Origin of the sequence: Pantoea sp. SS70, from assembly GCF_029866845.1 — a bacterium.
Classification (GTDB): domain Bacteria; phylum Pseudomonadota; class Gammaproteobacteria; order Enterobacterales; family Enterobacteriaceae; genus Pantoea; species Pantoea leporis.
The window spans coordinates 648861-673720 of the sequence record NZ_CP117200.1 but is presented as its reverse complement, the minus strand read 5'-3'; the positions used below and the strand labels follow the sequence as shown (position 1 = coordinate 673720).

The 24860-nt window shown below is 52.0% G+C and carries 23 protein-coding genes and 3 pseudogenes; 14 read left to right on the top strand and 12 right to left on the bottom strand.

Annotated features, from left to right (window positions below; all coding sequences use genetic code 11):
• The first annotated feature begins 8 nt into the window (after positions 1-8).
• From PO881_RS22650 to PO881_RS22630, 5 genes and pseudogenes are all read left to right on the top strand, one after another.
• The gene (locus PO881_RS22650) at positions 9-1106 is read left to right on the top strand and encodes an alkylhydroperoxidase domain protein (protein WP_280173069.1); all 1098 of its coding nucleotides are present in this window, start codon (positions 9-11) and stop codon (positions 1104-1106) included.
• Positions 1107-1108: 2 nt separating this feature from the next.
• The gene (locus PO881_RS22645; protein ID WP_280173068.1) at positions 1109-2260 is read left to right on the top strand and encodes an amidohydrolase; all 1152 of its coding nucleotides are present in this window, start codon (positions 1109-1111) and stop codon (positions 2258-2260) included.
• A gap of 23 nt (positions 2261-2283) precedes the next feature.
• Positions 2284-3132, top strand: coding sequence for a VOC family protein (locus PO881_RS22640; RefSeq protein ID WP_137386981.1), 849 nt, complete (start codon positions 2284-2286; stop codon positions 3130-3132).
• Between the two features lie 152 nt (positions 3133-3284).
• Positions 3285-3824, top strand: a complete 540-nt coding sequence (locus PO881_RS22635) for a GNAT family protein (RefSeq protein WP_280173067.1) — start codon at positions 3285-3287, stop codon at positions 3822-3824.
• A gap of 70 nt (positions 3825-3894) precedes the next feature.
• A pseudogene (locus PO881_RS22630) lies at positions 3895-4232 on the top strand (IS30 family transposase); the annotation flags it as partial.
• A gap of 196 nt (positions 4233-4428) precedes the next feature.
• Here the strand turns inward: PO881_RS22630 and PO881_RS22625 are convergent.
• Both PO881_RS22625 and PO881_RS22620 read right to left on the bottom strand, forming a co-directional pair.
• Positions 4429-4914 (bottom strand): hypothetical protein, encoded by a 486-nt coding sequence (locus PO881_RS22625; RefSeq protein ID WP_280173066.1) that lies wholly within the window; start codon positions 4912-4914, stop codon positions 4429-4431.
• Between the two features lie 476 nt (positions 4915-5390).
• A complete protein-coding gene (locus tag PO881_RS22620) occupies positions 5391-6413 on the bottom strand; it encodes an AraC family transcriptional regulator (RefSeq protein ID WP_280173065.1) in 1023 nt (340 codons plus the stop codon).
• Positions 6414-6478: 65 nt separating this feature from the next.
• On the opposite strand from PO881_RS22620, the gene PO881_RS22615 reads away from it, so the two are divergent.
• Entirely contained in the window at positions 6479-7681 is a 1203-nt protein-coding gene (locus tag PO881_RS22615; protein WP_280173064.1) for an MFS transporter, read from the top strand.
• Positions 7682-7867: 186 nt separating this feature from the next.
• On the opposite strand, the gene PO881_RS22610 is transcribed toward PO881_RS22615, so the two are convergent.
• Positions 7868-8392, bottom strand: coding sequence for a phenolic acid decarboxylase (locus PO881_RS22610; RefSeq protein ID WP_110868449.1), 525 nt, complete (start codon positions 8390-8392; stop codon positions 7868-7870).
• A 588-nt stretch (positions 8393-8980) separates the two neighbouring features.
• On the opposite strand from PO881_RS22610, the gene PO881_RS22605 reads away from it, so the two are divergent.
• Complete coding sequence (locus tag PO881_RS22605) at positions 8981-9367, top strand: hypothetical protein (RefSeq protein WP_192412859.1); 387 nt, start codon at positions 8981-8983, stop codon at positions 9365-9367.
• On the top strand, positions 9364-9651 hold the full coding sequence (locus PO881_RS22600) for a hypothetical protein (RefSeq protein ID WP_192412857.1): 288 nt from the start codon (positions 9364-9366) through the stop codon (positions 9649-9651). Before PO881_RS22605 ends, PO881_RS22600 begins: the two co-directional genes overlap by 4 nt.
• Here PO881_RS22600 and PO881_RS22595 read toward each other — a convergent pair.
• Positions 9641-10243: a LysE family translocator gene (locus PO881_RS22595; protein WP_277975297.1), complete on the bottom strand. Its 603-nt coding sequence runs from the start codon at positions 10241-10243 to the stop codon at positions 9641-9643. The two genes, PO881_RS22600 and PO881_RS22595, sit on opposite strands and share 11 nt — an antisense overlap.
• Before the next feature lie 162 nt (positions 10244-10405).
• Positions 10406-11566, bottom strand: coding sequence for an IS30 family transposase (locus PO881_RS22590; RefSeq protein WP_280173063.1), 1161 nt, complete (start codon positions 11564-11566; stop codon positions 10406-10408).
• A gap of 200 nt (positions 11567-11766) precedes the next feature.
• On the opposite strand from PO881_RS22590, the gene PO881_RS22585 reads away from it, so the two are divergent.
• Positions 11767-12243, top strand: a complete 477-nt coding sequence (locus tag PO881_RS22585) for a GNAT family N-acetyltransferase (protein ID WP_271460330.1) — start codon at positions 11767-11769, stop codon at positions 12241-12243.
• A 155-nt stretch (positions 12244-12398) separates the two neighbouring features.
• Here PO881_RS22585 and PO881_RS22580 read toward each other — a convergent pair whose 3' ends face one another.
• From PO881_RS22580 to PO881_RS22560, 5 genes and pseudogenes are all read right to left on the bottom strand, one after another.
• Positions 12399-12773: a hypothetical protein gene (locus tag PO881_RS22580; RefSeq protein WP_110867228.1), complete on the bottom strand. Its 375-nt coding sequence runs from the start codon at positions 12771-12773 to the stop codon at positions 12399-12401.
• Between the two features lie 276 nt (positions 12774-13049).
• The gene (locus PO881_RS22575) at positions 13050-13886 is read right to left on the bottom strand and encodes a hypothetical protein (protein WP_277975296.1); all 837 of its coding nucleotides are present in this window, start codon (positions 13884-13886) and stop codon (positions 13050-13052) included.
• A 4-nt stretch (positions 13887-13890) separates the two neighbouring features.
• Complete coding sequence (locus PO881_RS22570; RefSeq protein WP_280173062.1) at positions 13891-15465, bottom strand: hypothetical protein; 1575 nt, start codon at positions 15463-15465, stop codon at positions 13891-13893.
• A 15-nt stretch (positions 15466-15480) separates the two neighbouring features.
• Positions 15481-16953 (bottom strand): OmpA family protein, encoded by a 1473-nt coding sequence (locus PO881_RS22565; protein ID WP_280173061.1) that lies wholly within the window; start codon positions 16951-16953, stop codon positions 15481-15483.
• A gap of 225 nt (positions 16954-17178) precedes the next feature.
• Positions 17179-17394, bottom strand: a pseudogene (locus PO881_RS22560) (hypothetical protein); the annotation flags it as partial.
• Between the two features lie 39 nt (positions 17395-17433).
• Here PO881_RS22560 and PO881_RS22555 point away from each other — a divergent pair.
• Both PO881_RS22555 and eptA read left to right on the top strand, forming a co-directional pair.
• A pseudogene (locus tag PO881_RS22555) lies at positions 17434-17639 on the top strand (LysR family transcriptional regulator); the annotation flags it as partial.
• Positions 17640-17728: 89 nt separating this feature from the next.
• On the top strand, positions 17729-19372 hold the full coding sequence (gene eptA, locus PO881_RS22550; RefSeq protein WP_280173060.1) for a phosphoethanolamine transferase EptA: 1644 nt from the start codon (positions 17729-17731) through the stop codon (positions 19370-19372).
• Between the two features lie 33 nt (positions 19373-19405).
• Here eptA and PO881_RS22545 read toward each other — a convergent pair whose 3' ends face one another.
• Entirely contained in the window at positions 19406-20182 is a 777-nt protein-coding gene (locus PO881_RS22545; protein ID WP_137386993.1) for an ABC transporter ATP-binding protein, read from the bottom strand.
• A 194-nt stretch (positions 20183-20376) separates the two neighbouring features.
• On the opposite strand from PO881_RS22545, the gene PO881_RS22540 reads away from it, so the two are divergent.
• From PO881_RS22540 to PO881_RS22530, 3 genes are all read left to right on the top strand, one after another.
• Positions 20377-21450 carry an ABC transporter substrate-binding protein gene (locus PO881_RS22540; RefSeq protein WP_280173059.1) on the top strand — a complete coding sequence of 358 codons (1074 nt, stop codon included), beginning with the start codon at positions 20377-20379 and terminating at the stop codon, positions 21448-21450.
• Positions 21451-21460: 10 nt separating this feature from the next.
• Positions 21461-22468 (top strand): ABC transporter permease subunit, encoded by a 1008-nt coding sequence (locus tag PO881_RS22535; protein WP_137386995.1) that lies wholly within the window; start codon positions 21461-21463, stop codon positions 22466-22468.
• Positions 22469-22579: 111 nt separating this feature from the next.
• Positions 22580-23629 carry a pyridoxal-phosphate dependent enzyme gene (locus PO881_RS22530; RefSeq protein ID WP_280173058.1) on the top strand — a complete coding sequence of 350 codons (1050 nt, stop codon included), beginning with the start codon at positions 22580-22582 and terminating at the stop codon, positions 23627-23629.
• 66 nt (positions 23630-23695) lie between these two features.
• On the opposite strand, the gene PO881_RS22525 is transcribed toward PO881_RS22530, so the two are convergent.
• Entirely contained in the window at positions 23696-24754 is a 1059-nt protein-coding gene (locus PO881_RS22525) for an ABC transporter substrate-binding protein (RefSeq protein ID WP_210080245.1), read from the bottom strand.
• Positions 24755-24860 lie beyond the last annotated feature (106 nt).

Below are 24860 nucleotides of genomic sequence, written 5' to 3'. Positions count from 1 at the left end.
AGAATTTCATGTCTCAACCGTTTGATCTACTGGCCGCGCTGGCGGATATCGACCCCGCGTCTGAACTGGCGCAAGCCCGCGCCGAACGTCACGCCGCCACCCAGCACACGCAAGGCAGCTACGACGTGCTGTTTTCACAGGATGATGAGGATTTGCCGTTAGCAGAACGTTTCGCCCTCGCCGCGCAGGTCGCGGCCTGGCATGGCGCGTCGAGTCTCGAAGCGCATTACCGCCAGCCGGATCAGCCTAACAACGCACGCTTCGCTTCGGGTCTGGCGTTTGCGGAACTGCTGAGCCTGCATCCGGTCGATGCTGCGCCGCAGCACATCGAGACGCTGCAAACTGCCGGATGGTCGCCACGTGGCATCGTCACGCTGGCGCAGCTGATTGCCTTTGTCAGCTTCCAGAGCCGCTTGCTTGCGGGTTTGCGTTTGCTCAACGGCGAAGAGACGGCGTCGCAGCCACATGCGGTGGCCGGTAAATGGCATGATGCGCAGCTCACCGTCAGCGGGAAAACCGCCCTCACCGCCTTTACCCAACAGGAATTGGGTTGGGAACCCTGGCTGGCGGCAAAACCGCTGCAGGAATTTAGCGCTGAAGAGCAGGCAACGCTGGCGAAATTCGGCCACAGCGACTCTGATTACTTCCGCCTGCTGGGCCGCAATCAGCCGCTGCTCGAGCAGCGCACGCTAACCGATAAAGGCATCTTCTACACCGCAGGCGGACTTTCACGCGCCGAGCGAGAACTCGCCGCCACGGTGGTGAGCAAGGTCAACGGCTGCATCTACTGCGCCTCGGTGCATGCGCGCAAAGCCAGCCAGCTGTCGAAAGATGAACCGGCGGTGCAGAAGCTGCTGAATGTCGCGCCGGGCGCTGAGCTGTCGCACGGACAATCGGCGCGCTGGGCGGCACAGATCGATTTGGTTGCTACCTTATCGATTACGCCTGCCGCCACCAGCCTGAAACAGCTGCACGCGCTGCGCGATCAGGGATTCAGCACGCTGGAGCTGCTGGACCTGATTCAATCCGCCGCCTTCTTTGCCTGGGCAAATCGCCTGATGCTAACGCTTGGCGAACCTTTCTTACCTGAACACACACAAGGATGACCATGACGGATCTTTCCCATCAACAGCTGGTGCGCTGGCGACGCGAGCTGCATCAGCATCCTGAACTGTCGGATCAGGAATTTGCCACCACCGAGCGCCTTACCCGCTGGCTGCAGGAACTCAACGTCAAGCTGCTGCCGCTGGATTTGAAAACCGGTGTCGTGGCAGAAATCGGGCACGGTGAACCGCTGATTGCGCTGCGTGCCGATATCGACGCCCTGCCCATCGACGAACAAACCGATCAAGCATGGCGATCCCAGCAGCCGGGCGTGATGCACGCCTGCGGCCACGATCTGCACAGCAGCGTCATGCTGGGCGTCGCACAGCAGTTGCAACGCATCGAATCCCAGCTGCCTGGCCGCGTGCGCATTCTGTTCCAGCCAGCCGAAGAGATTTTTACCGGCGCGAAACAGCTGCTGGCGGCGGGCGCGCTGAAAGAGGTGCAGGCGATTTTCGGCCTGCATAATGCGCCGGATCTGCCAACCGGCACGCTGCGGACGCGCGGCGGTGCCTATTATGCCAACGTCGATCGTTTCCAGATCACTATCAACGGCAAAGGTGCGCACGCCGCGCGTCCGCATGAAGGCATTGATAGCATCGTGATTGGCAGCCACATCGTCACCGCGCTGCAAACGCTGCCGAGCCGCGTGTTCAGTTCGCTGGAGTCGGTGGTGGTCAGCGTGACGCGCTTTACCGCAGGCAACAGCTGGAACGTGCTGCCACAAACGGTGGAGCTGGAAGGCACGGTGCGCACCCATAATGCGGCGATTCGCGCACAAATCCCGCAGAAAATTGATGCGCTGATAAACGGGATCGCCGCCGGATTTGGCGCACAGGTGGAGCTGGTGTGGCAGGAAGGTCCGCCTTCGCTGGTCAACACCCCGCAATGGGCCGATTTCGCGCTGGATCTGGCCGCAGAGCAAGGCTATCAAACACAAGTCGGCACGCCGCAGATGGGTGGCGAAGACTTTGCCTTCTACCTGCAGCAGCTGCCGGGCGCGTTCGTCAGCATCGGCAGCGCCAGTGAATTTGGCCTGCATCACGCCGGATTCGATCCGGATGAAGCGATGCTGGAACCGGCGGTGCATTACTTTACCGAGCTGGCCCAGCGCGCGCTGCTGACGCTGCGCCAACAACAGGCGCTGGCATCGTGACCATGAGAGCAAGGAGAAAAGCGATGGCGATTTCTGTACCTGTTCCACGTCTCGACCATGTGGTGATCAACGTTGCCAGCCAGTTGGATGACGCCAGCGCGCTGTTTCGTCGCCTGGGATTTCAGCTGACCGAGCGCGGCCATCATTCGCTCGGCTCCAGTAATCATCTGGCGATTTTTGGAGATAACTATCTGGAGCTGTTGGGGTTTGAGCCTGGGCGCGGCAATCTGCGCCAGGATTTGTGGCAGTCGCCGATTGGCCTCAGCGGATTAGTGTGGAAAACCGAGGATGCCGATGCGGTGTGGCGCTATCTGGAGAGCCAGGACATCGACGGCGATCTGCCGGCGAGCTTTTTCCGTCCCGTTACTTTGCCGGACGGCACCGAACAGGAAGCACGCTTCCGCACCGTGCGGTTGCGCCCGTCGCTGGTGGCGAACGGCCGCAGCTTCTTTTGTCAGCACGACACGCCGGATTCGGTGTGGCAGGACGCGTGGCGCGTCCATCCGAATGGCGTGAGCGATATCGTCGAATTCGTGGTGGTGGCGCAGGATCCCGCCGCCGCTGCTCAGCCCTACAGCCGTTTATTCGGTGCCGATAAACTCACCGCCTGTCAGGAAGGCGCGTTTGTGCTCAAAGCGGGCGTGGCAACGGTACGCTTTGCCGCCGCGGAATACGTTACGCAGCGCTTCGCCGGATTGCCGATTGATTACGACGGCAGCGCGCGCATGGCCGGATTGAGTTTGCGCACCTCGGATCTGCGCAAAGTGAAAGCCAGCCTGCTGCTCGGTGATGTGCCGTTCCGCGAAGAAGAGTCGGCGATTATTGTTGGTGCCGAGCAGGCGTTTGGTGTGGCGTTGCGGTTCCAGCAATAATCACGTTTTGCATGTATCCGTAGCGGCGCGATTTATCGCGCACTGTGATGGCGATTGCGCACCCACCCTGATAATGCGCAATAAATTGCGCCGCTACGTTATGAGCGTTGTAAAATATCGTTGTGGAGTAATCTGAATTCTAAAGGTGAAAAGTGACCGCTAACCTGCATCTCGACACGCCCAGACTCACTTGCTCGCAGATCGCGGAAGACGACTGGGACTTCTTCCGTCAGCTCCAGCTCTCGCCTCACGTCATGCATTACGTCGCCGATGCAAAATCCGATGAAAAAATTCACGCCGATTTTACAGCAAGATTGCCGCGCTGGTCGCCATTCAGCGCGCATTGGCTGTGTCTGGTGGTGCGGGAAAAACAGTCAGGCAATCGCCTCGGCGTCAGCGGTTATATTCGTAGGGAAAATGACTGCGCCGAAGTCGGCTTTCTGTTCGCACCTGAAGCGCAAGGCAAAGGCTATGCGCACGAGTCGCTCCGCGCGATTTGTGACTATGCATTCAGCGACGGCGGCATTCGACGCCTAAGCGCTACCGTCACCGCAGGCAATACGCCCTCACGGCGACTGCTGGAAAAAGTCGGTTTTGTATTAGAAGGTGAACTGCGAGAAAGTTACTGGCTGAGAAATGCGTGGCATAACGATTGGCTGTTTGGGTTGTTGCGCGAGGAATATGGGTTGTAGTGCAGGTGTGATCAACTTAGCTCGGGATCAAGGTTATTTAACGAATTAGCCATATTTAACCCGACCAAACATAGAGATGTCTACTAACTCCTATATCGTCACCCACGTTGAACGCCATTCCCGCTTTGTTATGCTGTCCAAAATCAGCGACAACAAAACCATAACTGTTGTATCTGCACTCATCAAACAAGCGCGGAATTACCAGCTGAGCTTTTATAAAACACTAACATGGGATCGAGGCGCCAAACGACCAGCCACGCTCGATTTACGGTAGCGACAGACATTTGGATTTATTTCTGTGGTCCTCAATCTCCCTGACAGCGTGGCTCAAATGAAAATACGAACAAGCTGGTCAGACAATATTCCCAAAAGGAACTGACTTTGGACGCTCAAGTTATTCTGTCCAATTCATAATATTTCGCGAATCAGTAAATGAATACGAGGCGGTTTGGTGCGATTTTTAGATGCATTCTAAATAAGCTGCAAAAAATTCTCAAGAAATGAATCGTCAAATATTATCAGCCTAACTATTAAGAACGTTACAAGCCAGGCGTAATATCCCACTATGGAAAACTGAATATGAGCTTTTGAACGATCATTTATGTTAATTATAAAGCCTTTTTTGTTGGGAACGCTGCCTCCGCTCGTCATACTCCTTCGCTTTTTCCTTATGCCACATATTGCTGCATCCTGGATCGCTAGGGGTAAGACAATAGTGAGTTTTATCATCTTGAGACTCACTTTTCTCCCAAGATAGTTTTGGCGTTACCTCTGTGGACCAGGAATAATCCTTCGCTTTTTCCTCATGCCACATTTTGCTGCATCCTGGATCGCGAGGAGTAAGACAATATTGGGTTTTATCACCTTGAGACTCACTTTTATCCCAGGAAAATTGTGGCGTTACCTCTGTTGACACCGAATAGTCCCTCTTATCAATGTCATACATCAAATCTGGTGAGGCCGTTGCTGAAACACCATAAAGTAGTGATATAAATGGGGCATATGCATATTTTTTTAAGCATGACATATTCGTTATTCCTTTAAACGTAAATTCGTTTAACTTCAATTTAGAAGCCCAGGTTCCTGACACGACTAGAAGCATGAGTAAAGTAACGTAAAATGTAGAACTGTCGATTATATCCCCATTACTGGGGAAGACCCACTATACATTTTTTTTAAGCATGACATATTCATTATTCCGTTAAACACAAATTCGTTTGACTTCAATTTAGAATCCCAGGCTCCTGATTTTAAGATTCGTTATCGCATCGTAAAAATCGTGCTTTCCTACATGGACGAAAAAGCATATTCGGAAAGAATGTTTAGTGACAAAGTCAGTCAGATCAGAATTAATCATCTTGCTTGATTGCGTAATTTCAAAACTACCAGCATCTGTAAATGAGATGTCAGTTCTTTGCTCATTACAGACAGCCGCTTCTTACAACCAGCAACTTTGTGCCAGAAGTAGACATTGCAAAATTTGCGATCCGTAGAATGATGAAAAGTCGTTTCCGCTCAGTTTTTACGGTCTTCTACATTCAATCCAGCAAATGACAATAATAGCATTCACTCACTTACTGTATTAACGCCTCTCGCTGTTCGCTGACGCATAGCGCCCGGCGGATACCCATTAATGCGCTTGAACGCTCTGCTAAACGCTGCCTGCGAGGCATAGCCGAGGCGAAGCGCTACGGTGTCAATTGAGATCTTATCGTGAGTAATCCAGTGACCCGCGATGCGCATTCGCACTTCCCTTGCATAGCGCTGCGGAGGTATGCCGATGATTGATTTGAAGCGTTCAGCAAAAACAGAACGGGATACATGCGACTGGGCAGCAAGCTCGGCAACAGACCACTCCCGGCTTGTATCACGATGAATGGCCAGAATGGCACGGGCAAGTCGTGGATCACGTAACGCAGCGATCAGACCAGCGGCGTTCTCGCTGCCGTTTTCAATCCATCCACACACAATCATGGCCGCCGCCACTTCTGCGAGGCGTGCCAGAATGCCCGCGAAGCCCGCGCGTCCGGAACAGATTTCAGATTTCATCGCGCCCAGAACGGGAACCAGCCCCGGATAAATCTGTTCATTTGCCTCAACCACGATGGCTTGCGGCATCAGTTTACCCAGGCCCTGCATTCCACCAAGATCGAACTCCATACAGCCATAAAACAGAACTGTGCTGGGTGTTGGATGCGAACTCGGGCAGGTATTAATTCCGCTGACGGCCTCGCCTAAAGGAGCAGAGCCGAACGTGTCGATATGTTGAAATGAACAGCTGACATCCGATAAAAGCTGATGCTCCTCGCCCTGCGGCATGAATACCATGCACCCGGCTTTCAGTTCGTGCAACGTACCATCGTGTGTGCGCAGCACAGCAGTACCCACTGCGATGTAATGAAAATAGGCATGTCCGGGTCTATTGCTGAAACCGACGCCAAACTCAGAGCCCGTCTGTAAACGACGATACTGCACGCCACGCAGACGCATTTCCAGCAGCAATTCACTGATAAGTTCGGATGACAAGGCAAAGTGTTTATTCACATGCATAACCGGAGTTTCGGGTAAAAAATCAGGATGTGGCATCATAGATCGTCCAGCGGCTCAACTCTAGACTTGGAGTTATCATTTTTTCTCCAAAAAAAGAGTGTGTTATGAGAAACGAAGCAACTGAAGCTGCATCCGTTAGTTTGAACAGTGCGGAACCCAAAGAATCCGCATGGATGGCCGTTATTTCACTGACGATGGGCGTGTTTGGCTTGCTGACTGCAGAATATCTTCCTGCCAGCCTGTTAACACCCATGGCCGCGGATCTTGGTGTAACCGAAGCGCTTGCTGGTCAGGCTGTGACGGTGACAGCTGTGGTGGCCCTGTTTGCGGGTCTGATGGTTCCCCGGCTGACGCGTAATTATGATCGCCGAGCTGTTTTGCTTGGTTTTACCGTGCTGATGATCGCCTCCAACCTGCTTGTCGCACTCTCCTCCAGTCTGGCTGTTCTGCTGGTCATGCGCATTTTGCTAGGCATCGCGCTGGGAGGCTTCTGGAGTATGACTGCTGCCGTAGCTATGCGGCTGGTCCCTGCAAAAAGCGTCCCGCGTGCTCTCTCTATTATTTTTAGCGGTATTGCTGTCGGTACCGTGGTTTCGATCCCGCTGGGAAGCTATTTAGGTGGGCTTTATGGCTGGCGTAGTGCTTTTATCGCTGCAACCGCAGTTGGCCTGCTGACACTGCTTTTCCAGCTGTTTACGCTTCCTGGGATGGCTCCGCGTAAAATGATGATTACGGCATCTGTCATGGATTTACTCCGCCGCCCAGGCATTGCGGTGGGAATGACGGGGTGTGTGATTGCCCATACGGGTCAATATGCGCTGTTTACCTATATTCGTCCGGCTCTTGAAAATATCGTTCAACTTGATGTGGATCGTTTGTCTTTGATACTGCTTGGATTTGGCGTCGCTAATTTTATCGGTACGCTGCTGGCCGGGTGGCTGATGGAGAAAAGCCTGCGTCTTACCCTGATACTGATGCCAGCACTTGTTGGTTTAGCGGCATTAAGCATGATTTTGCTGCCACTTGAGGAAGCAGGATTGATGTTGTTCGTCGCATTGTGGGGGATGGCATTTGGTGGCGTACCCGTTGCGTGGTCAAACTGGGTAGCGCGTTCCGTTCCCGATCAGGCTGAAACCGCTGGCGGCATGGTAGTCGCAGCAGTTCAATCCTCAATTGCTGCGGGTGCTGCGTTGGGAGGATTACTTTTTGGTCTCAGCGGCGTAACCGGTGTTTTCATTACCGCGGGTTGCATAATGTGTTTTGCCGCGCTGGTGATTGCACTAAAAGTGAGGGTCGCGCTGAGCTGACCACTTCCCTTATTAAAGACGTTTAAATAAAGGCCAGATGAACCATTTGGCTGGCCTGAAAAAAGTAGCGAGGTTTCCTGGCTCTTCCGCTCACTTAAAATCTCTACTACTCTGTTCGGCACCTCAGCGTCCAAATGAATTGGCTTTGAGGTGTCAGTGTAATAAAGCAGTAATGTCCGGAATTAATTATTTCCCATCGAAGAAATTGTCCGGAAGTTGACCTGGGGGCATATTAATAACAGCATCATTATCAGGCCCTTCATTTTTCATATACGTGACCCTGGCAAATTCGGGTATCACAACATAGGGATATGCCGGTCCTTCATCGCGGAAGCGATGCATATCCTCAATGAACTCATTTTGATAACAAATTGTTTTTTCAGGATGTTGATTTTCACCTGCAATCCACTGAGGAAAGAAGATGGTGCCATGAATGATCTTTCTTTCAATATCAAATAACAGGCTCACACAGGTTCCTGTCGGCTCGTGCCAGTCGACTTTATAAATGCCAGGTGCGAACTGCACGGCATTCATTTTTTGATTTGTCACCCAACGACCACCTACCAACCCCTGATGAATCCTGTAATCACACGTATTGTCATTACGCGCATACCATTCATATTTCCATCCATTATCATAGGTATAGACAAAATGCGTCCCTACAAAGGCGGATAAGTCTTTTGATATATCATTAACTGATTCACTTGACATAACGACCTCATATTTTCCGATAGAGTGGCGTAGTGTGGAATGTTACTTGCTGCACCCGCGTAATCTAAATACTGTAGCGTTACGCGGTGAGCATGTTATGAAACAATGCGCAAGCATTTGCATATCAATTATTTACATAATATTAGCATTTAGATGACAGATACAAGTCATTTGCTTAGGAATAATATAGCCACTTTGCATGAGTTTTCCATAATGATTAACCATTTTATAATGCTTAATAGTTTGACTCAGTCGAAAAATGAATAAAAAAGTTAACCGTATGTAATAAATTGCCGGTTCGCCTTCAAAATGTAACGATTAAAATTAGACTACTTATCAGTATTTTGCACTACCTTAAACCTGTTTCTTAGGATTTTTAATTTGCGAAAGTAAATTATAAAGCTACCCTGAGATAAGCATCAAACGCTGACGTTTCTTCTAACTGAATAATCACTCTTCAGGCAGAAAAATATGCCTGAGTCCTAAGAATTTTCTCTGCAGGATATATTTCTATGGATTTGATTCATGAAGTTTTTCGATTATCACCGGAGCTGGCGCTTTTTCTTTCTCACGCTGTAGGCACGTGGATTGGTAAATTCAAACTGGGCGCATATTTGCGCTGGACAAGAGAATTGCGGTCGCCATCGCAAAACTGAACTTGATCCAGCACAGCTCCAGCAGATGCAGGGGAATGTCGCGGTGGGATATGCGGTGACATACATCTTCGGCTCCCTGGGTGCCATCATTATCTGCGTTAACATTCTTGCCAAAATTATGGGGCGCTCTATTCGTGAAGACGCAATAAAAGCTGAACAGGAACTGATGCATGGTGTAATCATACCGGCATCAAGACAGATGCCTGCTTTATCTGAACTGATAGGTCGGGTGTTTCTGGCAGGAGCGGCCGCGAGCAGGAGCATTACTCAGATTAGAGCGTTAGCTAACCCACTTTCCCGGTTACCGTTGAACGCATGAAACGCGGCGATAAAGTCATCGCCGTTACGCCTGACATGCCGCTAAATGAGAACCACATTCTGTTACTTGTGGGCCGCCGCAAAGGCATCGTTGCCCTTGCCTCCTCGCTGGGAAAAGAGCTGGATGCAGAGGATGGGCCGGAAATGACCATGAAGACATCTGAAGTCTTTTGGATGGTATCAAGCGCGGAAGCCCCTGACCGGGAATTTGCCTTTGCCGGCCTCTGGCCTGCGGGCCGTAGAGACCATCAGGAACAACGGTATTTCTATGGAGTTAATAGATAAGGTTGTGCAGAGAAAAAGCAATGAGCATTATCCCGCCGACAATGTTGACGTACTTTTTCAGCATTCGCGGGTTAGTTTTTTTGGCTGAGAATATGAGCGTTTGAGTGATTGCAAAAAGCCAGATACTCATAACCACTATATGAACTGATGCCAGTATAAGGTAGTTGTAAACGCCACCCTTCGCGCCTGCGAACTGTGAAACGACCGTCAAATAAAAAAGGATGGCTTTAGGGTTCAAAACATTAGCCAGCCAAGCCTCTTTTAAAGTCACGGAATGCTTTGCACCAGTAAACCCGCCTGAATTTACCGCTATCCCTCTCCGGATAAGCATCGCGCCTAACCAAAGCAGATAGACAGTTCCGGTTACTTTAAGCACAGCAAACGCTGCTGACGACGAGATGAGCACTGCCGTGATACCAAACCCTATAAAAATTGCATGGGTATATATGCCCAGAGCGGTTCCGGCGAGGGTTCTAAATAAACCTTTGTTACCTCCTGTCAGAGCACTGTTCATAACGAGAGTGAAGCTCGCTCCGGGAGACAGGGCAACAGGGAGTAAGGCTGGCATAAAGCCCAAAATGTTCATATCCATAGATTCTGGATAGTAATTGGCACTCTCTGAAATTGCCAGTGCAAGCGTTTCGCATATAGGCAATGTTCAGCTAAGCAAAAACGGGGATCTTTTTGACTAAAAGTCCGCTCTTCGCTCATAGCGACCTCGACTCAGTTAGCTTGTCCGCTTCGTGCTGTGAGTTCAACTGATGGATGCAACACATTGGTTAAAACGCTCTGCGGGTGATTCATAGTCTAGCGTTTTTCTCGGTCTTTCGTTGAGCTGTCTGGCAACGCTGTTTAGTCTTTCTTGGCTGTGAACCGATAGGTCAGTTCCTTTTGGAAAATACTGCCTAAGCAATCTGTTTGTATTTTCATTGGAGCCGCGTTGCCAGGGGGATTGGGGATCGCAGAAGTAAACCTGGATATCTGTGGCTACAGTAAACCGGGTGTGGTTAGTCATTTCAGCACCCCGGTCCCATGTTAATGTTTTATAAAGCTCAGCAGGTAATTCCCGGGCTTGTTTGATGAGTGCAGATATAACCGTTATGGTCTTGTTGTCCCTGATCCTGGCCAGCATAACAAAACGGGAATGACGTTCTACGAGGGTGACGATATAGGAGTTTTTAGAGCCCTGGATCAGGTCACCTTCCCAGTGACCTGATATGGCTCTGTCGGCGGCTTCAGGTGGCCTTTCGCTGATAGAGATCGTATTCGGGATTGACCCTAATCCTTTCCCTTTAAGCGATGATGTTCTGGATCTACGCACGACTCTTCCGCTTCTGAGGCATTGCTGCAGTTCTTTTTTTAATGCACCTCGGGTTTGTATAAAAAGCGTTTTATATATCGTTTCGTGTGACACATGCATTTCCTGATTATCCGGATAACAGCGTTTCAGCCAACCGGTGATTTGTTCCGGCGACCAGTCCTGATGCATCTTCTCTGCGATGATTTTACACAGTGTTGGTCTTTCAATTAGCTTGCAAGGTTTTGGTCTCAGAGCATTTTCCCACGCAGCAGTATCCGCTTTTGATGCACGGTATTGTTTTGCACCACCGTGCCTCTTGATCTCCCGGCTAATCGTTGAGGGGGCTCTCGAGAGTTTGTTTGCGATCGCCCTGATGCTGATTTTTGCTACCAGCGCTCTGGATATTTCCTCTCTTTCATAAAGTGAAAGCGCTAACGGATGACGCTTTCGGACAGGGGGGCGGTATCCACCAGTCTGGTGGATAGTGGGCATAATAGAAGAATGATATCTGTCGAACATTCTGGCGATATCATGCAAGGAATCACCTTGCTTATATCTGTCCCAGATAATCGCTTTCTGTTCCGGCGTGTAGTTAATACGCGTTCTTCGTTTCATGGCAACGTCCCCCTTCGATTAAGGATAGCGTTGCATCGACCCATTGAACTCACAGCCAGAAGCGGACATTGAGTATCACTTTCATGTAATCGATCGGAAGTGTTGTTATTCCATAAACGAATAATTTGACGTTACACTGGTATTGGCGCTATTAGTATGGCCCTTTCTGTCTGTATGACTTCCTCAATAAGGATTAAAAGATGGTCTCGTTTCGCTCAATGACAGAAGAAGAGTACTCTGCTTATCTGGAATATTTTATTCCTGATTATGCAATTGAGATAGCGTCAAATTATAGAATGTCTAAAAGTGATTCTCTAACGATGGCCAGGCAGGAAATATCAAAGTTGCTTGCGGAAGGAGTGAATACGCACGGGCAAATTTTACTGTCCATTTTCGCGAAATTAGATGTATTTGAGAGGCACGTAGGCTATCTCTGGTACAAACCAGACGCGGCAATGCGCACAGTATTTATCTATGATTTTCATATTTTTAATTCACTTCAGGGAGGGGGATTGGGTAAACAGGCTCTTCGCGCTTTTGAAGAGGATCTTCAGGATAAGGGTTTTAAAGAGATTAGACTACGCGTAGCTGGAGATAATGCTCGTGCTTTCCATGTATACGAGAGCAGCGGTTTTGGAGTAACGGGTATCAATATGAGCAAGTCAATCGTGCGTTAGGATATTAAATAAAAGAATCAGCAATTGAAAACTACGCCTGCTTTCGTTCGCAGCGGACCTTCAGTTCAGTCCGATGGTCAGCTACGTGCTAAAAGCAGACATTGCTAACATCGGAATGTACTAATATGCGGGGTTCTGGCCAGAACTTCAGCGAATCACTTTCGCAAACTAAACCGTATAAAATCGTGAGGAAATAATGGTTGCATCATTAAATTATCATTAAATATAAAGACATTAGATGATATGGAGATAACATCGTAGATATTATCGACAATGAGTTGTAGATGCGTTTTGAACACAGGCACATTAGCATCATCCGCTATGACAAATACAGTTTCATTACCTAAGCCGCCCCCATTAAACATCTCATCAGTAATTTCATGATCGCTGAATTCCATTTCATGCCACATAATTTTACCGCTATGCCATGGATATTGATGAAAAATATCCATTACCATGCTCAAATCATCTCCTTCCACAACATCAAAATCTGCCTTGAGCAATTCCTTACATTCTTCAAACAATGTCATGTCCATTCCCTTTGTAGCTGTTTATTTCTAGCATAACCGCTTAGAAGATTGTCGAAAAAATTATGAACTTCCGCTCCTCACTCATAGCGGACCTTGCCATATGCACACATTCTTTCAATGCCAGATGCGGGAGATGTTAAAGCGCTTTACCCAGATCAACGGTGAGCAGATGAACATGGGTAATCCACCCTAAAACCATTATGGTAACGAAGTCACGACTCATATTCACTGCCCTGGCCAGACGTTGAGGCAGTGAATACATCGTTTCTGAATAATTTATTGCAAATCTACATTCAACGCCGGTGCACCAAAACTTACTAACTCTGCATTAGACGCAGTAAAATAGTCGCGCCAGAATATCTCAAGCTGCTGAATGATTTTGCCTGAGCGATAATTATTTTTCGCGTCGGTATCAATCAATCCTGCACCTGCGACAAATACCTTAGCGCCGGCAAAATCCGCTAACAAATTCTGCTGTTTAACCTGCTGCAACGCTTTCTCAGGCGAAAGCAAACGCAGCGCGTTATTGCGATAGAAGCTATCAAAAGCGCTGTTTTCCAACATATCGGAGATCAGAAACAGAGTGCGTGACGCGTTTTCATCCTGCTCAAGATCGTGACTAATGCGTTTCAGGCTATCGAGGATCTCGCTTTTAGCGATGTTATCGCCCTTCTCAGCGAAACTTTTTGCCATCAACCCACCCATTGCGCTCGCGAAATATTGCTTTTGCTCACTCAGGCATTTGTCGAGGTTCTTCAAACTCTCCATGCCTTGATTGTCGCGGATCTTCTTGTCCGTGAGTAGCGGCTCCAGACGTCCATCAAATAAGCGCTGCATGAAATTGTTCTGCAACAACGCCGAGAACTGATACAGCACCACATGATCGCCGGGCTGGCTAAAACGCATAATCTGCTGCCAACTGGCATTTTTGATCTGCAGCGGCACTTTAACCGTTTGATCAATAATCACCACCAGCTCACGACCGCTGTTGGCCGGGCGATATTGACTGAGTTTGGCATAGTCATAACAGCTCGGGATATCGTTGCGATCCGCAGCCTGCGCCAGGGCACTCACCCCGGCTAACAGCAGCAAACACCATTTGCTGATCTTCACCTGATTACCCTCTGGCCTTATTAAGCACGCGCTGCACTTTACGACGACTGAGCAGTGCTTCCATTGGCAGACCCAAATCCTCAGCCACCAAACGCAGTTCTTCATCATCTAAGGCTGTCAAATCGCCCAACTCCGCGATGCGCGCCTTTTCATCGGCGTTAGCAACAGGTGCCGTTTGCAGTGCCACCGGTGCAGGTGTTGGCGTTGTAGGTTCAAATACTAAAGCCGGTTCTGGCTGATGTACCGGTCGCTCTTGAGCAACGGTTGCGCGCGTGGCGTTAAATTGCTGATGCTGATCGTCAGCCAGTGCTTTATCGCGCTGCTTACCGCGCACGTAATCGTCGAAGGTCCGAACATCAGTTTGTGCAATGCTGGCGCTACTGGCGCGTTGCATCGCCATACGATTCTGCAAGCTTGCCAGTTTATCCTGCGCATCACGCTCTACGCGCTCACGGCGCATGGCGTACCACGCGGCAAACTCTTCAGAGCTACTAAAATTACCAATATATTTCGCCGCCAGGCGCGATTCGATGCCGACCAGAGAACGGTAATAACCAATCAAAATACCGATAATCTGCACGCCAATGAAAATCACCGACAAAATAATGAAGGTCAATTTGGAGGCGAACACGCGGTTGTCACTGACCTCTTGCGCCGCTTGCTTATCAGCCTGCTGATTATCTTCCACCGCTTGCTGTGGCAACTCAAAAGGTGAAGCGTTGCTCGCCGCGCTGGTTTGGCTGAACGGCGTGCCATTGACGGCCTGGGTTTCGGCGGCATTAATGGTTGCCGCGCGAATGAAATAGGCACCTACCGCAAAGGTGACGATCAACAGCAGCGTCACAACCGTTTGTACATATTGCGGTTTTGCGCCAATACCGTGGTTCACTCGGTTAAGCATTTGCAAATAGCTGGGCGCATCATCGTCAATGCGGCTGTTTTCCAGTGAGACGCGGTTGTCTTTAACCAACGCCTGCGCATGGCCTTCCAGACGCGCTTCTTTATGCCAGTAGCGGATTTTACTCAGCAGCGTATTTTTGTGTAACTGCGTGCCCATTAAATGCGTTGCGGGCACCAAAATCACACCAATCAGCACCGAAACCACAATCGCCGACAGCTCCGCCTGGTTCGCAGAGATGTTGTTGGCAATGAATGGCGAAAGTACCAGCGCAAAGATAAAGGCTTCCAGAATGACGAGGGCTATACTGCATAACCACAACACCACGCTGGTCGGTTTGCGGCCCCGCTCATCGACTTTGTTCAGATAGTTAACGCAGCGCAGATAAAAATCGGCATCGCGGTTGGAGATGCTATGAAACTGATAGAACTTGCCACACAACGCTTCTTCTGCCGGATGCCAGATACGTCCGCCGGTGCCCGCACGGCGAGATTCATGGCTACGCGACAAACGGTTGATGTGGCCAAACAGCGGTAGGGAACAAAACAGGTTGAGGAAGAAGTAACGAACTTGATCCCACCATTTGATCACGCCAAGTGTTAGCGCCAATAGCCCGAAAAGCGGCCAGAAGATATAGCGGTAGGTGGCAATCGCCTGCATTAAGGTATCTAAAATTTCCATAAGAGAGTTATCCGTTTATCCACGCTGAGGAGCGTAATTGGCCAGCCACGGCTGACGATGATTGCTATAAAAGAGCTGTCCTTGTTGCGCAGGCTTGCCCGATTTCGGCAGCAAGAGGTCGACGCACGAGATCGGTTGTTGCTGGGCATCGGCGATGTAGACGCGGTAAAGAATGCTGTCTTCACCTTCCCAACTGTTGGCGACACTTGCCATGCCTTGTAGCGCCTTGCGGTTGCCCTGCGCATAGTTTGGCGTGATGAGCACTTGAGGGTTTTGCGTCACCACGGCACCCTCCTTGAGAACAAACACTGGCGTCAATGTCACCAGGTTGCCATTCACCAATCCAGCCCACGCGCGCCCGTTCATATTGGGCAGATATTCCCGCGTATCATGCTGATCGATCGCCTTACCGCTGGCTAAATTCTTAGCCAGCCCACTGACGCGGGGAAGATCGGTGAGACAGCTACCGCTGACACTGCTGGCCTGCGCCTGACTAATCAGGCTGAAACCTTGCGACAGCGGCTTTAAGTTGCTGGCGAGACCCGTAACCTGTGCGCTGGTGGGCTTGCCACCAAAATCGACAAAGTTAACGGGATTGCTCTCAGCAATGGCTTGAGTGGGTTGGGTCACCACTTCCGGCGCTTTTACTTCAGCGTTTTTAGTCGCAGCCTTCTTGCTCGCTATACGTGGTGCCGCCCTGGCGGTTGAAGTACGCGCCAACGTATTTTCAGCAGCAGAGCTGTGGCGCAAATACAGTGGGTTATTGCTTTCCAGAGCCAGGCGTTGGCGTAACAGTGCTTCATTCGCCAACGCCACGATTTCAACCCGGCGGTTTTGTGCCCGACCCGAAAGGGAATCGTTATCCGCCAGTGGACGTGAGGAACCCACACCCTGGAAATAGAGTTGGCTGGCTTTAATGCCACTTTGCTCCAGTACTAGCCCAACGTTGCGGGCACGCGCTTCAGAAAGTTGCTGATTGTGTTCGGCGTTGCCCGTGGCGTCCGTATGTCCCACCACCAGCAAAACATCGTTGGAGGATTGCTGGCCGCCTTTCATCGCTGTGGCAATTTTTTGCACCTGACGCATGCCGCTGCTGGTCAGTTCTGCACTGTCGATGGCGAACATGGTACCGTCCTCAACTTGTGCAACAATCCCAACCGGCTCCTGCTTGCTGTTCTCCTGCGCCTTAAGCGCCTGAGTGCTGATGCGAATTTTTTCTTCCTCGGCGACTTTAGCCAGAGCCTGTTCACGATTCTGCCAAACGTTCCCGACCACGCATCCCGCTACGCCGCCTGCCAGTCCACCCACCAGGGCTTTCCTGGCGTCGTGAGTCACCAGATAAGTGATGCCGCCACCCAGTGCGGCACCGCCGATACAACCGGCAGCGGTACCGTAATCACGAGCAAAGTCATTCATTGAGGCGCAGCTGGAAGCCAGAGAAGCGGCGATCAGCACGGATGCAGCTTTTTTAGAAAAGGGTAAATTCACATCAAATCCTTGATTGAAAAATCCTCTGTCGTGCGGAGGAAACAATGATTAATGGTTGAGGCTAATTGATAAAAAAAATTCACAGGTTTGTATCGGCAGCAATGCCGATGACTTTAGACCTCAGTGGAGAATTTCTTCTATTCAAGGAGATAGAGGATTAAAACGGATTGACGCAGGAGGAAGTGATGAAATTACGTTAGTAATATTATCTAATCACCGCGCGATTTATCGCGCAATAGGTGTTTGATGAATATGGACACGCGTGGCAAGTTTGACCAAACGCCAATCCTGATGGCCGTTAATAATCGGGTTCGCCTGCGCTTTTGACGGCTCAACCGCCGGTTTGCCGTTTTGCGTTTTCTGCTTCAGGATGCGCACGCGATTATCGGAAAGATCTTCGATCAACCATGCATGCAGCACGTCCAGACGATCATCGCTGCCCCACCCTGGAAATCTTACGTTAACCACTCCTGCGAACAGGATCACGCGCAGGTGTCTTATCTCGGCGGGAATTTTCACGGCGTCACAGATGCGGCTTTGAATGCGATGGGAAGCTCGCGCCGCCGCTGGAGATTCAGGGCTTCACCAAAACCGTGGCGTGGCACGAAAGAACGCACCGCGATGCCGGGCATCGCTGGTTGCGCGAATTATTGTTCACCACGGTCAGCCGCAATGATGCTGTTTAAAGATAAATCTGCCTGACAGGATTCAGCCTAAGGTTGACTTAACCTTCATTTCTTAATCTGGCGCCATCTTCACTGTTACGGATGGACCAATGACGTTTTCGCTGCGCAAAAGACCGACGCTAAGTCGGCTGACGTTTATTTCGCTATTTTCAATTTATATTGCGGTGTTCCTGAATATTGCCTTTTATCGTCAGGTGATTGCAGCGATGCCGCTTGATACGCTGCACACGATATTCGTCTTCGTCTCAATGCCGCTGGTGGCATTTAGCGTGATCAATATTATCGCCACGCTCGCCTCTTTTGTTTGGCTTGACCGGTTTATTCTTGCGCTGTTCGTATTAGTGGCGGCGGCTGCGCAATATTTCATCTGGACCTTCGGCATTGTTATTGATCGCTCGATGATCGTGAATATTCTGGATACCACACCGTCCGAGTCCTTTGCTCTATTGTCGCCTAAGTTAATTATCACGCTGGGTTGCAGCGGCCTGCTCGCTGCCCTTTTGGTATTCTGGATTCGAATTAAACATAACGAACCTCTGTGGAAAAACATCGCCAAACGCGCCGCGTCAATTGTGGTGTCGGTCATCTGCATCGCCCTGGTGGCGACATTTTTTTATAAGGATTACGCCTCGCTGTTTCGTAACCAAAAAGAGCTGATCAAGTCGCTCAGCCCGTCGAACTCCATTGTGGCGACACTTTCCTGGTATCACCACAGCCGCACCGCCAATTTGCCGCTGGTGAAAATTGGCTTAGATGCCAAACAAAAGCCGCAGATGCTGGCGGGTGCAAAGCGCAATCTGACGATTTTGGTGGTGGGTGAAACCACGCGCGCGGTGAATTTCCAGCTTAATGGTTATGGTCGCGAAACCACGCCGTTGCTGGCGAAAGATGACGTCTCTTATTTCCCCAATACGCAATCCTGCGGTACCGCTACTGCGGTCTCGTTGCCATGCATGTTCTCGAATATGCCGCGCGCACATTATGACGATCAGCTCGCTGATCATCAGGAAGGCATGCTCGATATTATCCAACGCGCCGGCGTGCAGGTTTTGTGGAATGATAATGACGGCGGCTGTAAAGGTGCCTGCGATCGCGTCCCGCATCAGGATATGACCAGCCTGAATCTGCCGAATATGTGTCACGATGGGGAGTGTTATGACGAGGTATTATTTCACGGTATCGAGGACTCTATTAAAAACCTTAAAGGCAACGGCGTGATCGTACTGCATACCATTGGCAGTCACGGCCCAACCTATTACAACCGTTATCCGCCGCAGTTTAAAAAATTCACGCCGACCTGCGATACCAATCAAATTCAGGATTGTTCGCAACAGCAGCTGGTGAATACCTACGACAACACCATTCTGTATATCGATTACATTGTCGATAAGGCGATCAATGTATTGAAGGCTCATCAGGATCAATACACCACCAGCCTGGTGTATTTATCGGATCACGGTGAGTCGTTGGGGGAGAATGGCGCTTATTTGCACGGTATGCCGTATGCGATTGCACCGGATGTGCAGAAACATGTGCCGATGCTGATTTGGCTGTCACCAGATTACCAGCAGCGTTATGGCGTGAGTAAACGCTGTGTCGATAAACAAGCGGCGCATCAGGGTTATTCGCAGGATAATCTGTTCTCCACCCTGCTGGGATTGACGGGGATTCAGACCAGCGAGTATCAACCTGCGGATGATATTTTGGCCGGTTGCCGGATCGTGCAGGGTTAAATGCCAGAAGGTCGCCATGAATGGCGACCCACATCACGCAGCTACCCGATCCGCCCCCAACAAATCCAATATCCTGCTGCGCAGCGCCACCAGCTGCGGATCATCGCGACGGCGCGGCCACGGCAGATCCACCTCAATCACATCCACCACTTTCGCCGGTCTTGGGCTGAATACCACCACGCGATTCGCCATCACCAACGCTTCTTCAACATCGTGCGTCACCATCAGCGTGGTGAACTGCTGCTCCTGCCACAGATCAACAATCTCCTGCTGCATCCGCAATCGCGTCAGGGAATCGAGCTTGCCGAGCGGTTCATCGAGGATCAGCAAACGCGGCACGTTAACCAGCGCGCGAGCCAGCGCTGCACGCTGCGCCATACCGCCCGAAAGCTGATGTGGCCAGGCACGGGCAAACTGCCTGAGGCCGACGCGATCCAGCATCGCGTTGATACGCTGTTCGCGCACTGGCCGGCTCTCCCCACGAATCTGCAAACCGAGACCGACGTTGTCATAGACGGTGCGCCACGGATAGAGCGTGGGATCCTGAAACACCACCACGCGCGACGGATCGGGCGCGGTGATCGCTTTGCCCTCCTCCGCCAGTAACCCGCTGGCGGGCGGTTCGAGGCCTGCCAGCAAACGCAGCAGCGTCGATTTGCCACAGCCGGACGGCCCCAGCAGCGCGACAAATTCACCGGCCTCTACCTGCAAATTAATATTCTCCAGCACCGGTAAATCTTCGCCTTCTAGGGTGAAGTGATGATTCACCTTCTCAATCGCAATATTAACGCCCGCCGAAGTGGTAGCCATATTTTCGCTCCTGCTTGATTTGCTAAGAAATAAAGCATAAGCCTCGCCTTTCCCACATCGAAATAGCCATTTCGGCAAACCTATCCGCAAATATTCATAATGAAAAACTGCATGATGTCATGCGGGATTGTTATTTGGTCGCGCTAATTGCCTTTGCCATAGTGCCTGTGAACTTTATCTACAAGGAAGACAGGATGGCATTGCAACAATTCTCTCTGAGCCGCCGCGCGTTATTACGCGGACTGGGTCTCTTTAGTGCCGGCGTGGCGGTGAATCCGTTGCTGAGCAGCAACGTGTTTGCCGACGAAATATCCCTCAAAACCATCAAGCTGGCCTGGGGGCAAACCGCAGTGTGTCAGTCACCGATTTCGGTGGCGCTGAAGCAAGGCTTCTTTAAAAAGTACGGCTTGAATGTTGAGCCGGTGAACTTCAGCGGCCCCACCGATGCGCTGTTACAGGCGATTGCCACCGGCCAGGCCGATGGCGGCATCGGCATGGCGCTGCGCTGGCTGAAACCGCTGGAGCAGGGTTTTGATGTGGATCTCACCGTCGGCACGCACGGCGGCTGCATGCGTTTACTCGCGCCGCAAAATAGCGGCATCCGCGATGTGAAAGATTTGGTGGGCAAATCGGTGGCGGTCAGCGATCAAGCCAGCCCGATTCGCAACTTCTTCGCCATTCAGCTGGCGAAACAGGGCATCGATCCCGATAAGCAGGTCAACTGGCTGCAATATCCGCCCGACCTGTTTGGCGAAGCGCTGCGCAAAGGCGAAGTGCAGGCGCTGGCTACCGACGATCCGCAGGGCTGGCTGCTGAAGAAGCAGCACGATCTGGTGGAAGTCGATAACAACCTGAAAGGCGAATACGCCAACCTCACCTGCTGTGTGCTGGGCCTGCGCGGCTCGCTGGTACGTGACGATCCCGCCACCGCGCGTGCTATCACCCAGGCGATTGTCGATGCGCAGCAGTGGACCGCCGAACATCCGGAAGAGACGGCGAAAATCTTCCAGCCGTTTGTGCCTGGCTCCGTCGCGGTGGAGGATATCGCCGCGATGCTGAAAGAGCACACTCATAGTCATCATTCCACCGGTGTGCAGCTGCGCAAAGAGGTGGCGGTGTATATCGATGAGTTGAAAAAAATCAACGTGATCCGCCCGGATACCGATGCGCAGCGCTTCGCCGAACACTATGTGCCGGAGCTGTTGCCGGCGGAATCCGCCCATCAGCACGCCAGCAACATGGCGCACATGAGCAACATGTCGAGTTAAGGAGACGAGAATGGCCAGTGAAACCCTGACGATTGCCCGCAACCGTGATGTGCCGCGCCGCCTTCAACCGGCGGTTTGGGGTGCACTCCTGCTGTGGTGGGCGCTGGTCGCGCTGATGGTGGCGGTGCCGGATAAGCCGCAGGGTTTTGCCGCCCCGCGCTTTGTCAATGAAACGCACGAGCTGTTTGCCGCCATCGCGCTGCTTCTCACCGGGCTGGCGATTGCCTCGGGTCTGTTCCCGCGACTGACCTTACTCGCGCCGCTCAAACGCAGCGGTCCGTGGCTGATTGTGCTGGCGCTGCTGATCGGCCTGTGGGAAACCGTCACCGGCAAACTGGCGCTGCTGCCGGCGCCGTTTTTCGCCCCGCCGCGTGCGCTGGTCGAAGCCTATGCCACCGATTGGCCGCGCCTGCTGGATAGCGTGCTCAATTCGCTGCGTCTGCTGGCCTTCGGCTTTATCTACGGCAGCGTGGTCGGCTTTATTACCGGCGTAGCGATTGGCTGGTCGCGCGGCTTGGGTTATTGGGTGCATCCGATTCTGCGCTTCCTTGGCCCGGTGCCTTCTACCGCGCTGCTGCCGCTGTCGCTCTACTTCTTCCCGTCAAGCTTCTCGGCGGCGGTATTTCTGATTGCGCTGGCGACCTGGTTCCCGGTGACGGTGCTAACCTGGTCGGGCGTTTCCAGCGTTGATACGCGTTATTACGATGTGGCGCGCACGCTCGGTGCCAATTCGCTGTTCCTCGTGTTGCGCGTGGCGGTGCCGGCAGCGCTGCCGCACTTGTTTGTTGGCCTGTTTATGGGTTTGGGCGCGTCGTTCTCGGTGCTGGTGGCAGCGGAGATGATGGGCGTGAAGTCCGGGCTCGGCTGGTATCTGCAGTGGGCGCAAGGCTGGGCGGCTTACGCCAATATGTACGCCGCGCTAATTGTGATGGCGCTGCTGTTCTCTTCGCTGATCTCCCTGCTATTCCTGGTGCGCGATCGCCTGTTGTCATGGCAGCGCAGCGCGGTGAAATGGTAACGACATACATTGCGTAATAAATTGCGCCGCTACGGTATGTGCACCCATCCGTAGCGGCGCGATTAATCGCGCAATCATTCAAGCTCATCTCATCTATTTATGAGGTCGATTATGGCTGCAAAAATTTCTGCTTCTATCACTGAACTGATTGGCAACACGCCGCTGCTGCGCCTGTCTCGCTACGCACAGCAACACGATATTCAGGCCGATTTGGTCGCCAAACTCGAACTGTTTAATCCCAATCACAGCGTGAAAGATCGCATCGCCCTCAGCATGATTGAAGCCGCCGAACGCAACGGCATTATTCAGCCCGGCGATACGCTGGTTGAAACCACCAGCGGCAACACCGGCATTGGGTTAGCGGCGATTGCGGCGGCGAAAGGCTATAAGTTCCGCGTCTATATCAATGATTTCGTTAGCATCGAACGCAGCCAGATTATTCAGGCGTACGGTGCCGAAGTGGTGCCGTTCAGCACCATTGAAGGCTTCAAAGCGTTTTACGATGCCAGCAACGGCGATTTCGTCGCCGCCACCAAATGGCTGGCCGAGCAGGTCACCGCAGCGGAACCGGAAGTGCACTTCCTGCTGCAGCTGGATAATCCGGCCAATCCGGCGGTGCATGAGCGCACCACCGGGCCGGAGATCTGGCGCGACAGCGGCGGCGAGCTGGATATCTTTATCGCCGCCGTCGGCACCGGCGGCACGCTCTCCGGCACCGGACGCTATCTCAAACAGCAGCATCCGGGATTACAGGTTATCGCCGTGGAGCCGGGCGTGGGTTCACAGCCGAGCGAACTGCGTCCGGATCCACTGGAGATCACCGGCGTGCATGCGTTCAGCAACCAGACGCCTGAGCGTATTCCTGCCAATCTCGATCACCGCGTTTACGATGAAGTGATCGCGGTGGAAACCTGGCAGGCGTATACAGCGGCACGGCAGCTGGCGCTGAGCGAGGGCGTGCTGGTGGGGGATTCGTCCGGGGCAGTGTTGTGGGCGGCACAACAGGTTACAGCGCGACCGGAGAACCGTGGCAAGCGCATTGTGGTGTTGCTGGCCGATGGCGGCAGCAGTTATTTAACCACCCAGCTGTTCGCGCATCAGGTACCAGCCGAATCGCTGAAGCTGGCGAGCGCCGTGCAAACCTCCAGGAAAATCGCCTGAAAATAATGCGCGATAAATCGAGCCGCTACAGAATCCTGCATGTCTTCGTAGCGGCGCGATTTCAATTTAAACCAGCACGTTGCTGGTAATCCCCTTAGCAAACAATAGCGGATCGGTTTCCGGTCGTAACACGTTGATCGCCTTTAAATCGCGCGCATACACGTCGATCTCATTCACAAACGCGTTCCCCACCGAATAGTGTCCGTGCGTATGTGTTTTCAGCACGCTGGCGATCTCTTGCGGCGTGGTGTTGAGTGCCTGGCCGTTAAACTCGCTGCCAATCGCTTCGGGATGTTTGGCCGCATAAGCATGCGCCTGCAAAATCGCGTGGGTGATCGCCGCCGCCACTTCCGGCTGCTCGCGAATCAAACTGCCGCGCGTGCCCACCACACAGCAACTCAGTCTGGCGTACTCGTCCATTAAGTTGGTGCCAATCTCGCGGTAGCCTGGCTTCTGGGTTAAGCGCCACATCACCGGATCGGAACCGCTGGCGGCCTGAATCTCGCCCTTCTCCAGCACCATCGGCAGCAAATCCTGCGGGAACACGCGCCAGTCGACATCGGTATTGGGATCGACGCCGTGCTTTTTCAGCATCAGTGAGAAGAAGTTTTTATCCGCGCCCGCCATGTCGGTGACGCCAATGGTTTTGCCTTTCAGTTGCTCCAGCGTGGTCGGCCCGCCATCGCGCGCCAGCAGGCGCATACAGCCGCCATGCGTGCCGGCGGTGAGTTTGACGTCAAAGCCCTGCTCCAGCGCTTTCAGCCAGCGCAGCGCCATGCCGATGGCAGCTTCGGCTTTGCCGGTGGCGATGGATTCCAGCAGCAGTTCGGTGGAGTTGCCGAAGTTAACGAACTCCACTTCCAGGTTGTGCGCTTTAAAGAAGTTATGCTGATCGGCCACCACTACCGGCGCAAGGCAGATGGCGTTGAGATTGACCGCCAGACGCACATGCGTTGGCTTCGCCAGCGCCCATTTTCCGGGGCCATCTTGCAGTAAATCGCCGGGCATCTGCATGCCCGCCATATGATCATCGGCAAACACGCGGCCCGGTAACGTTGCCGCCATCGCCGCTGCGGCGGAATATCCCAGAAAATGCCGACGGGAAACTAAATAATTATTTGGCATTAAATGACTCCCAAAAATAAATGCAGGTGAAGGTGTTGACCCTAATTAATGGCTCGCGCAGAAACAGCCATTGCAAATTAACACTTCCACCGGCGGCAGAATTATG

Coding starts and splice junctions, on each gene's coding strand:
- PO881_RS22650 (WP_280173069.1), top strand. CDS start 9: ATGTCTCAACCGTTTGATCTACTGGCCGCGCTGGCGGATATCGACCCC.
- PO881_RS22645 (WP_280173068.1), top strand. CDS start 1,109: ATGACGGATCTTTCCCATCAACAGCTGGTGCGCTGGCGACGCGAGCTG.
- PO881_RS22640 (WP_137386981.1), top strand. CDS start 2,284: ATGGCGATTTCTGTACCTGTTCCACGTCTCGACCATGTGGTGATCAAC.
- PO881_RS22620 (WP_280173065.1), bottom strand. CDS start 6,413: ATGATGCCACATCCTGATTTTTTACCCGAAACTCCGGTTATGCATGTG.
- PO881_RS22615 (WP_280173064.1), top strand. CDS start 6,479: ATGAGAAACGAAGCAACTGAAGCTGCATCCGTTAGTTTGAACAGTGCG.
- PO881_RS22610 (WP_110868449.1), bottom strand. CDS start 8,392: ATGTCAAGTGAATCAGTTAATGATATATCAAAAGACTTATCCGCCTTT.
- PO881_RS22600 (WP_192412857.1), top strand. CDS start 9,364: ATGAAACGCGGCGATAAAGTCATCGCCGTTACGCCTGACATGCCGCTA.
- PO881_RS22595 (WP_277975297.1), bottom strand. CDS start 10,243: ATGGATATGAACATTTTGGGCTTTATGCCAGCCTTACTCCCTGTTGCC.
- PO881_RS22590 (WP_280173063.1), bottom strand. CDS start 11,566: ATGAAACGAAGAACGCGTATTAACTACACGCCGGAACAGAAAGCGATT.
- PO881_RS22585 (WP_271460330.1), top strand. CDS start 11,767: ATGGTCTCGTTTCGCTCAATGACAGAAGAAGAGTACTCTGCTTATCTG.
- PO881_RS22580 (WP_110867228.1), bottom strand. CDS start 12,773: ATGACATTGTTTGAAGAATGTAAGGAATTGCTCAAGGCAGATTTTGAT.
- PO881_RS22570 (WP_280173062.1), bottom strand. CDS start 15,465: ATGGAAATTTTAGATACCTTAATGCAGGCGATTGCCACCTACCGCTAT.
- eptA (WP_280173060.1), top strand. CDS start 17,729: ATGACGTTTTCGCTGCGCAAAAGACCGACGCTAAGTCGGCTGACGTTT.
- PO881_RS22545 (WP_137386993.1), bottom strand. CDS start 20,182: ATGGCTACCACTTCGGCGGGCGTTAATATTGCGATTGAGAAGGTGAAT.
- PO881_RS22540 (WP_280173059.1), top strand. CDS start 20,377: ATGGCATTGCAACAATTCTCTCTGAGCCGCCGCGCGTTATTACGCGGA.
- PO881_RS22535 (WP_137386995.1), top strand. CDS start 21,461: ATGGCCAGTGAAACCCTGACGATTGCCCGCAACCGTGATGTGCCGCGC.
- PO881_RS22530 (WP_280173058.1), top strand. CDS start 22,580: ATGGCTGCAAAAATTTCTGCTTCTATCACTGAACTGATTGGCAACACG.
- PO881_RS22525 (WP_210080245.1), bottom strand. CDS start 24,754: ATGCCAAATAATTATTTAGTTTCCCGTCGGCATTTTCTGGGATATTCC.